Below are 7179 nucleotides of genomic sequence, written 5' to 3'. Positions count from 1 at the left end.
CCCCCCCGCCCCCCCCTTCTGTGTGTCAGTGTTCCTCGTACTTTTTCAGGAGCTCGAGCGTCTCCTCGTCCGTGATGATGTCGGCCAGCCTGCACTCCAGCGCGTTGCAGATCTTCAGCAGCGTCGGCAGCTTCGCGCCGTTGATGTCCCGGGCGCCTCGCTCGTACTGCTGGAGCACTTGCACGTTGATCCCGGCCAGTGCGGCGAGCTGAGACTGAGACAGGCCGGCCGCCTTGCGGAGCTTTTGTAGCCCCTCGTTTTTATAGGTCACTTTGATCGAGATGTCCATGTTGTTCCTCCCGCTTGACTTCGCCGTGGTTTCGTGGTTATAATAAAGAGGAACGGCGGGCGGGATTTTTCCCGCCGTCCTTCGACCTTACTGCTTGGGCTTTTGGTTCGGCTTTATTGTGATCGTGATGGTGGCAACCTGTTCACACTTTAGAGCCTGTTCCAGCAGCTCGAGCAGTTTTTTCATCTGCTCAGCATCCACGGCTTTGCCTCCTTTCCGCGGTTTTGTTCTCCTTTCTTTCTGTACTCGGCTATCCCTTGCCTGTGATTATATTATAGAGCATTTGCTCTATAATGTCAAGCATAATTCGGCGGATTTTCAACATTTTCCCGCGTTTTTTCACATAAAAAAGCCGCACGGCGCCGCTGCCGTGCGGTTTTCTCATTCTTTCCCGAGCAGGTGGTTGATCGTGGTGCCGAGGGCGGTCGCCAGATAGTCCAGCTCGTAGTCAGCGACGACTCTGCTGCCGTTCTCGATGCGGCTGATGACCTTCTGCGTGACGTCCAGTCCGATGATCTGGAGCTTGTAGGCGAGCTGTTCCTGTGATAGACCAGCCCGCAGCCGTTCCTCTTTGACTCGCTCCCCGGAGATGTTGCACCTGCCGTCTGGTTTGTAGATCTTCGACGCCCTCGCCTCCTTTTATCCTAAAGATGACTATGCAATATTGACTTTACCAGTTTTGGCATGGTAATATTATGCCAAAGATGACTAAACACTAAAAAACGCAAACAGGAGGTAACGGCATGGGTACACGGTTCAGACGTAGTTTCAAAATTGCCCCGGGTGTCCGGGTAAACCTTAACAAGAAAAGCGCGAGCGTCAGCTTCGGCCCGAAGGGCCTGAAGCACACGATCAGCACGACGGGAAAAAGTCACACGACCGTCGGGATCCCCGGGACGGGCTTGTCTTATACGACGAGCTCCGGCGGGAAGTCCGGCGCGCAGCAGGGCGCGGTCAGCATCCCCGCAGCGCAGCGGCCGACGTCCCCGAAAAATAAGACGGTGGCGCTGCTGCTGTGCATCTTCCTCGGCTTCTTCGGTGTCCATCGGTTCTATGTTGGGAAAACCGGCACGGGCGTCATCTGGCTGCTGACGGCCGGGGCCTGCGGGATCGGCTGGCTGGTCGATATTTTCACCATCCTGCTCGGCGGTTTCTATGACTCCGAGGGCCGTGTGCTGCGGTTCCAGCCCACAGAGGCCGAGCTCGCCGCTGCCGGTGAAGCGCCGGATCCTGACGCCGAGGAGTAAAGCCCCACATAACAGAAAAAGCCCGCCCGGGATCTCCGGGCGGGTTTTTGCTTTTCTATGCGGTTTTAGAGTTTCGTGACGTAGTCCAGAGAGATCCAGCCCGCGCCGCTCTTGAGCTTGCCCCACTTGGTCGCGCCGGGGCCTGCGGCTTCGGCGACGATGGTGTAGATGCCCTTGCCCTTGATCTGGCCGGCGACGCCGTAGTTGGTGCCGGGGCCCTTGCGGATGTTCAGCACATCGGCCGTCGTCCGCACGCGGTAGCTCGTGGCCGTGCCGGTGCTGCCGGTCGAGATGTCCGCAGCGTTTACCCAGCCGTAAACGGTGGAGCCGCCGCTGCTGATTGCCTTCAGGTGGTACGGGTGCGCCTTGCCGGCCGCGACGGCCGTGATGGTGGCCTTGCCGGGCTTGCAGATCTTGGCGTCCTTGGCCGCCGCGCTGGTGTAGTGCTGCGTGCCCTTGAAGTCGACCACGTCGCCGACCTTCAGGCCGGTCTCGGTGCTGCCGGAGGTCTGGCCGCCGGTGCTGCCGCCTGCGTCCGTGATGCCGAGGCGCTTGTTTACCTCGGCCGCGATCTGGCCGTGGCGGTTGTAGAGGTAGCCGCCCGGGCAGCTCTTATTCGCGTAGTCCCTGTGCACGGTCATGTTGCAGCCGTTCAGGTGGTTCACGCGGTCGTTTTTGCTGGTCGACCAGACGAGGCGCTTGATGCCGTTGCGCTTGCAGATGTCGGTCACGAGATCCAGCAGCGCGGCGTATGCCTTCGCGGAGACGGGCCAGTCAGGCGCGCCGCCGTTGTTGGCGACTTCGATGGTGACGGCCCGCTGGTCGTTGGCGTTGGACGAGGTGCACCACGAGCGGTTTGCCTCGTCGACGTACAGGGCGATCCGGCCGTCGGTGCCGATGCCGTAGTTGCTGGACGCCTGCCGCGCAGAGTTGGCGAACAGGTTGCCGCAGGTTTCGACGGAGCAGTTGCCGGCCATACAGTGGATCGTGATGGTGTCGATCTTCTTGGTGCGCTTGCCCGAGTGGTTCGGGCTGAGCTTGGTGTAGACCACCAGAGGGCTGTTACTCATTGTCGTCTCCTTTCCCGCCGGTCAGCTCGTCGAGAGTCTCGTCTGTGATGGTCTCGCCGGGCTTCAGCTTGATGTCGTCGGTGTTCTGGTTTTTCATGGGTTTGCCTCCTTTACAAGCAAGAAAAGGGCGGGCCGGAGCCCGCCCTCTCCGTTATTCGATGGTCAGGCCCTCAGTGTTGAGCTGCTTGACGATTGCCTCGATCGCGTTGACGACGCTTTCCTCGTCGACCTTGAAGCCCTTCTGCTTCAGGAAGTCGAGGACGTACTGCTTCTTCTCCTCGCCGCGGCCCTGTCCGACGTAGAGCTGCTCAGCGGCAGCGACGCCGATCTTTACCCACGCGGTCAGCTCCTTGCGCTGTGCCTCGGTGGTCTGCTTCTTCAGCCACGGGATCAGGAAAACGCTGACGCCGGCGCCGATCAGGGCGAGGGCTGCGTTGACGATGGGGGTGATGTCGATGGTGTTCATCCTTTTGCCTCCTCATTGTTGAGAGTGTCCCCGGACGGATCCGGGAGCGGGTTGCCGTCGGCGTCGAGCCCGTGGCGGTTTCGGCTGATTTTCTCGCCGAGGCTCTTGCCGGCGTATGTGATTAGATAGCCGACGCAGGCGGTGAAGATGGTGCCGGTCAGCTCACCGACCGGGTCGCGCCCGAAGGCAGAGAGCAGCAGAGAGCTGGCTGCGCTGAGCGTTGCCACGCTGGCCGCCCAGTATGCGAGCTTTTTGCTCGCCTCGATTTTCTTTTTACGCTTGCGCCGGCGCTTCTTTGCGGCCATGCTGCTCACCTCCTCAGTCGATGATCGCGTGGATCCCCTGACTGGTGAGGAAGTCCTTCTGCGCGTGTTTGATTTTGGCAGCGTAGTCGAGGGCCGCGTGCATATCCCCGTTACAATGTGCGTCAGGGATGCGCTGCACGGCCCGGGCCGTCGCCTCGCCGAGGGCGATGGCTGCCGACGTGCCCTGAATGGTGATGATCTGGAGATCTTCACGGGCACGCTCTCGGGCCGCTGCCTCTTTCTGTCGTTTGGCCTCCTCGGCCTCCTTTTGCTTCTCGCGCTTCTGGATCCTGTGCTCGAGCATCCAGAAGCAGAAGCCGGTCACGGCCGTCGGGATCCCCAGAAGGACGACGAGCGCGCCGATGTTGATTTCGATCATGGTGTCACCTCATAAAAGTCGGAGGGCCGCAGCTCGCGGCCCTCCTTTGGTTTGTGGGCTTATTCCTCGACGTCGTCGAAGTAGCCCATGTCGACGAGATACTTGTGCACGCGGGCCTTCAGCTTCGCGGGGACGTCGTCCTCGGTGATGCGGCCCATGATGATCTCGCCTGCATACAGACGTACCAGCATTTCACGCTCCTCCTTTCCTGCAATTTTTAATAATAGCCACGCGAGGGCCCGGGCGATCATTCGGTCGCCCCTTCCTCCGCGGTGCCGGCGTTTGCGGCTGCCTCGATGGCAGCGATGGCGTCCTCGACCTGCTTGCGCAGCTTCTTCGGGACGTCGTTGATGGTCATGGTGGAGCCTTCGCGTGTCAGCTCCCTGACGTACAGCTCGACGATCTTGCTCATGCTGTTACCTCCCCTCCGTCGCCGTAGACCACGTCGGCCAGCTCCATGATGCAGCCCTTCAGCAGCTCGATGGTGTCAGCCTGCTCGGCGATGGTTTTGTCCTTCTTGGCCTCTGCGGCCTGTTCGTCGTTCAGCTTTTGGATGCTGTCGGCTCTGTGTTTAATCATGCAAAGTTACCTCCGATCGACTGGATGTAGCAGGTCTCCGTAGCGGAGCCGCGGAGCAGCTTGGCCTTGACCTTGACGCCCCACGCTGCGGCCGTCTTGGTCTGGTTGGTGAAATAGTGCTTCTGGCCGGTGCGGGCCTTCTGTGTGATGTCCTCCCACGTCGGGCTCGCGTCGTTGCCGTTGTTGCAGATCCAGACCTGAAGCGTGCAGCCGGCCGGGAAATTACCCTGAATGTTGACGAGGGCCTTGGTCGGCATGGCGTCGGCCTCCATAGCGAGGGTCTGCTCGAACTCGACGGACGTGACGGCCTTGGTGAAGGTCAGCGTGCGGGTGACGCTGGCGTCCTTGGCGTCGGTCGCCACGATCTTCAGGGTGTGGCTGCCGTTCACGACCTTCAGCCACGCCTCGGAGCCGATCGTCAGCGTGTTGGTCTGGCCGAGGGTCACGGTGTAGCTGCGCAGCGTGACGCCGTCCAGCATCTCCACGACGTCGACCTGATGGCCGTCGGCGTCGGTGACGGTGTACTCGTAGGACGGGGCCGCCGTGCTGAAGCTGCCGAGGGCGCTGTCTGTGCCGCTGATGACGGGCGGCCGGTTATTGGTGACGGTGCGGGTGGCGCTGGTGGTGTACGCGCTCTCCGCGCCGGCGGCGTCGTATGCCTTGACGCGGTACTGCACGCTCGTCCATCCGTAGGTGATGGTGTCGGTGTAGGTGCGCGCGGATCCTTTGTAGACCTGCGCCCATGTGCCGCTCCCGACCTTGCGCTCCAGAACGTAGCCGGAGAGGTTGCCGTCGGGGTCGGTGGAGGCCGCCCACGAGATGCTCAGGTTCTCGCCGCCGAGCACTTCGCTCGGGACAGTGATGGACGACGGCGCTGTGGGCGCCTGATTGTAGATCACTGTATAGCATCCATCCGAGTCGACGGAGTCGGAGATCAGGAGATCAGAGGACAGATTACAAGCGGGGCGCAGGCCGTGGCCGCCGTAGTAGGCGCTGTCCCCGTACAGAGTGCCATCGGTGCCGACGCCGCGGGCGAGGTCGGCCGAGCCGGCATAGGCGTCCCGCAGCCAGTAGTACCACGCGGCGCCAGAGCCCGGGTTGCTGGAATAGTTGGAATTTGCGACGCAGGAGGCCGTCACGGTGGCGATGCGGCTGTTGTTGTCGCTAAAGATCGCCAGCTTGCTGCCGCAGACGTGGTCGCCGCTCAGGCCGACCTCAGTGCAGGACAGGGGGAAGATCTTGTCCGTGCAGGTCTCCGTCCCGCCGCCGTCTGTGGAGCTCTTGCCGACCGTGATGGTGGTGTTTAGCAGAGCTGCCCGCTCGTTGGCGGTGAAGGCGTTCAGAAAACCAGCGAGGCCACTGTACGGGTTGACGCCGTTCCAGACGTGGGAGGAGTCCGGCGTCTGGTCTGCGGAGTGCTGTGCGGTGTACCACTGGCCGGCAGCCGCGGGGCTGTTGAGCCACTGGCGCAGGTTCGAGTGGATGTAGCGGTTGTTGCCGTAGTTGCGGCGGTCGCTGTTGCCGTTACTCGGTTCTGTCGCGTCGAAGCACAGCATCTTGATGATCTGGTTGGTCACGAGCGTGACGCTGTTGGAGGGGTAGCCTGCGTGGTTCTTATCGGCCACGATCCAGACGATCGGGCTGCCGTATAGGCTGCCGAACTTGACCTTCGACTTGTTTGCGAGGTTGCTCAGTTTTTGGGCCATGAGTTGTGTCTCCTTTCGGTGATGGTTTGAGCTCCGGGAAATAGCTGAAGAAATAGGCGTCCATGTTCTGCCGCAGGTGGTAGGTGTTGCCGTGTGAGATGTGGCCCGTCCAGCTCGCGTAGGATTGCACGACGCTGTCGAGTGTCATCTTGCCGGAGTCCACCAGCCCGCGGAACTTGCGGATCTTGCGCTTCATGTTGTCGATGCTCTTGGCTCGCACTTTCCTCACGACCTTGCCGGTCTGCGTGAGGTAGGTGTGAAAGCCGAGGAAGTCGATGCCGTTCTTCAGCGGGAGGATCTGCGTCTTGCCGTTCAGCCGAAGGCCGAGCGGCTTGATGTACGCCTCGATCTCCTTGAGTATCTGCCGGAGCAGCAGCTTGTCGCTGTGGATGATGTAGAAGTCGTCCATGTACCTGCCATATACGAGGCCGCGGTCATCCCTCAGCCAGTGGTCGAAGGCGTCCAGATAGAGCAGCGCGAGCAGTTGGCTCGACTGGTTGCCGATCGGGATGCCGGGGTCTGGCGTGCTGTCGATTATGAGCCACAGCAGCCACTCAGCGAAGTCGATCAGCTCTGGATCCTTCAGCCACTTCAGGGCCCGGCGGGCCGTCTCGTAACAGTAGGAATGGAGCAGGGTGTAAAAGAACTTTGAAAAATCGCCCTTCAGTACCCAGCCGTCGGCGTAGTCCCACTCGTTCATCGGCCGGGGCGGCAGGCCGGCAGCCTTGCGGGCTGCTTCGTCTGCTGTCTTTCGGCTGAAGAAATAGTGGCGCATGGCCGCAGCCAGACGATCGAGGCCGTCGTGGGTGCCTTTGCCGATCTGGCCGGCGTAGTTGTCCCGGATGAAGCGCCGGGAGAACGCCGGCTCGAGGACGTTGTCGCAGAGCGAGTGCTGGACGACTTTGCCCTCGAAGTCGATGGCGAGGACGAGCCGCTCCTTGGGCTCGTACACCTTGAAGGGGTAGTAGGGCCCGAAGGAATAGTCGCGCCGCTGGAGCCTCTCAGAGAGGGCGACGGTGCGCTCGATGGCCTCCATGCGGTAGCGCATGGCGGTCGGGTTGTCGCGCTTTCCGCAGCGGGTTTTGCGGTATGCTTTGTAGAGCGCGATGGTGCTGTTTACGATATTCTCCATTGAAAA

Annotated in this window: 12 protein-coding genes; 1 reads left to right on the top strand and 11 read right to left on the bottom strand. The window is 61.3% G+C overall.

Annotation, left to right across the window (positions count from 1 at the left end):
• Nucleotides 1–25: 25 nt before the first annotated feature.
• The gene (locus DW724_RS11760; RefSeq protein ID WP_118761600.1) at nt 26–289 is read right to left on the bottom strand and encodes a helix-turn-helix domain-containing protein; all 264 of its coding nucleotides are present in this window, start codon (nt 287–289) and stop codon (nt 26–28) included.
• Nucleotides 290–670: 381 nt separating this feature from the next.
• A complete protein-coding gene (locus DW724_RS11755) occupies nt 671–850 on the bottom strand; it encodes a helix-turn-helix domain-containing protein (protein ID WP_242889268.1) in 180 nt (59 codons plus the stop codon).
• Nucleotides 851–1032: 182 nt separating this feature from the next.
• Between DW724_RS11755 and DW724_RS11750 the strand changes: the two genes are divergently transcribed.
• The gene (locus tag DW724_RS11750) at nt 1033–1536 is read left to right on the top strand and encodes a DUF4236 domain-containing protein (protein WP_158580305.1); all 504 of its coding nucleotides are present in this window, start codon (nt 1033–1035) and stop codon (nt 1534–1536) included.
• A 65-nt stretch (nt 1537–1601) separates the two neighbouring features.
• On the opposite strand, the gene DW724_RS11745 is transcribed toward DW724_RS11750, so the two are convergent.
• From DW724_RS11745 to DW724_RS11720, 9 genes are all read right to left on the bottom strand, one after another.
• On the bottom strand, nt 1602–2606 hold the full coding sequence (locus DW724_RS11745) for an N-acetylmuramoyl-L-alanine amidase (RefSeq protein WP_118761599.1): 1005 nt from the start codon (nt 2604–2606) through the stop codon (nt 1602–1604).
• 151 nt (nt 2607–2757) lie between these two features.
• Complete coding sequence (locus tag DW724_RS11740; RefSeq protein ID WP_008981399.1) at nt 2758–3072, bottom strand: phage holin, LLH family; 315 nt, start codon at nt 3070–3072, stop codon at nt 2758–2760.
• Nucleotides 3069–3377, bottom strand: coding sequence for a hypothetical protein (locus DW724_RS11735; protein ID WP_020989838.1), 309 nt, complete (start codon nt 3375–3377; stop codon nt 3069–3071). Before DW724_RS11735 ends, DW724_RS11740 begins: the two co-directional genes overlap by 4 nt.
• 13 nt (nt 3378–3390) lie before the next feature.
• Nucleotides 3391–3756 carry a hypothetical protein gene (locus DW724_RS11730; protein WP_008981401.1) on the bottom strand — a complete coding sequence of 122 codons (366 nt, stop codon included), beginning with the start codon at nt 3754–3756 and terminating at the stop codon, nt 3391–3393.
• A 59-nt stretch (nt 3757–3815) separates the two neighbouring features.
• Nucleotides 3816–3947, bottom strand: coding sequence for a hypothetical protein (locus DW724_RS16250; protein ID WP_256274539.1), 132 nt, complete (start codon nt 3945–3947; stop codon nt 3816–3818).
• Nucleotides 3948–4003: 56 nt separating this feature from the next.
• Nucleotides 4004–4168 (bottom strand): hypothetical protein, encoded by a 165-nt coding sequence (locus tag DW724_RS15645; RefSeq protein WP_158580303.1) that lies wholly within the window; start codon nt 4166–4168, stop codon nt 4004–4006.
• A complete protein-coding gene (locus tag DW724_RS15640) occupies nt 4165–4335 on the bottom strand; it encodes a hypothetical protein (protein WP_008981404.1) in 171 nt (56 codons plus the stop codon). The genes DW724_RS15645 and DW724_RS15640 overlap by 4 nt, the downstream gene beginning before the upstream one ends.
• Nucleotides 4332–6041 (bottom strand): DUF6273 domain-containing protein, encoded by a 1710-nt coding sequence (locus DW724_RS11725; RefSeq protein ID WP_118761598.1) that lies wholly within the window; start codon nt 6039–6041, stop codon nt 4332–4334. Before DW724_RS11725 ends, DW724_RS15640 begins: the two co-directional genes overlap by 4 nt.
• Nucleotides 5950–7173 (bottom strand): RNA-directed DNA polymerase, encoded by a 1224-nt coding sequence (locus DW724_RS11720; protein ID WP_118761597.1) that lies wholly within the window; start codon nt 7171–7173, stop codon nt 5950–5952. Before DW724_RS11720 ends, DW724_RS11725 begins: the two co-directional genes overlap by 92 nt.
• Nucleotides 7174–7179: the final 6 nt, after the last annotated feature.

Source organism: Butyricicoccus sp. AM27-36, from assembly GCF_003480945.1.
Taxonomy (GTDB): Bacteria; Bacillota; Clostridia; order Oscillospirales; family Butyricicoccaceae; genus Agathobaculum; species Agathobaculum butyriciproducens.
This window is presented reverse-complemented; position numbering and strand designations above follow the sequence as displayed.

Excerpts from the sequence above, each read along its gene's own strand:
- DW724_RS11760 (WP_118761600.1), bottom strand. The coding sequence starts at position 289 with ATGGACATCTCGATCAAAGTGACCTATAAAAACGAGGGGCTACAAAAG.
- DW724_RS11750 (WP_158580305.1), top strand. The coding sequence starts at position 1,033 with ATGGGTACACGGTTCAGACGTAGTTTCAAAATTGCCCCGGGTGTCCGG.
- DW724_RS11745 (WP_118761599.1), bottom strand. The coding sequence starts at position 2,606 with ATGAGTAACAGCCCTCTGGTGGTCTACACCAAGCTCAGCCCGAACCAC.
- DW724_RS11740 (WP_008981399.1), bottom strand. The coding sequence starts at position 3,072 with ATGAACACCATCGACATCACCCCCATCGTCAACGCAGCCCTCGCCCTG.
- DW724_RS11735 (WP_020989838.1), bottom strand. The coding sequence starts at position 3,377 with ATGGCCGCAAAGAAGCGCCGGCGCAAGCGTAAAAAGAAAATCGAGGCG.
- DW724_RS11730 (WP_008981401.1), bottom strand. The coding sequence starts at position 3,756 with ATGATCGAAATCAACATCGGCGCGCTCGTCGTCCTTCTGGGGATCCCG.
- DW724_RS16250 (WP_256274539.1), bottom strand. The coding sequence starts at position 3,947 with ATGCTGGTACGTCTGTATGCAGGCGAGATCATCATGGGCCGCATCACC.
- DW724_RS15645 (WP_158580303.1), bottom strand. The coding sequence starts at position 4,168 with ATGAGCAAGATCGTCGAGCTGTACGTCAGGGAGCTGACACGCGAAGGC.
- DW724_RS15640 (WP_008981404.1), bottom strand. The coding sequence starts at position 4,335 with ATGATTAAACACAGAGCCGACAGCATCCAAAAGCTGAACGACGAACAG.
- DW724_RS11725 (WP_118761598.1), bottom strand. The coding sequence starts at position 6,041 with ATGGCCCAAAAACTGAGCAACCTCGCAAACAAGTCGAAGGTCAAGTTC.
- DW724_RS11720 (WP_118761597.1), bottom strand. The coding sequence starts at position 7,173 with ATGGAGAATATCGTAAACAGCACCATCGCGCTCTACAAAGCATACCGC.